The sequence below is a fragment of the Micromonospora sp. PTRAS2 genome (assembly GCF_054052245.1).
Window position 1 is genome coordinate 1 of record NZ_JBSWBU010000062.1, and the last position, 560, is coordinate 560.

Annotated in this window: 1 pseudogene; it reads right to left on the reverse strand. The window is 68.0% G+C overall.

The window, feature by feature from the left end:
- Positions 1–533, reverse strand: a pseudogene (locus ACVMYR_RS33160) (alpha-L-arabinofuranosidase); the annotation flags it as partial.
- Between the last annotated feature and the right edge of the window lie 27 nt (positions 534–560).

A 560-nucleotide genomic window follows, 5' to 3' on the forward strand; every position in this document is an offset into this window, starting at 1 on the left:
GAGGTGTAGTTCACCAGGAACAGGTCCGTGCTGGTGTTGGCGGAGTAGACGATGGCGTACTGGCCGCGCCCGGCGTCCCAGAACACCGTCGGGGCCCAGGTGTGCACGTTGCTGTAGGTGTGCATCTGGATCCGCCGGTAGCCGGTGAAGCTCGTCAGGTCCGTCGAGTCGTACACGTGCAGGTACTGGCTGTTGCGCCCGAAGTTGGTGCCGTAGAGGTCGGTGGCGACCACCACGAACGTGCCGTCCTGCTTGCGGTGGATGTACGGGTCGCGCAGGCCGAGGTCGCCGGCGGTCGGGGTGACCACGGGGTTGTTCTGGTTGAGCGGGGTCCAGTTGAGGCCGTCCCGGCTCACGGCGACGTGCAGGCCGTAGTTGGCCCCGGTGAAGCTCGGCGACTCGGTGAAGTAGGTCATGGCGTAGGCCGTGTAGGTGGCCGCCAGGGCTGGCCGCGCGCCGAGCGACAGCCCGGTCGTGGTGAGCGCGGTGGAGGCGAGCGCCCCCAGGGTGAACTGCCGTCGGGTCAACGCCATGGTGTGTCGGCCTTTCTGGTCGCAGCG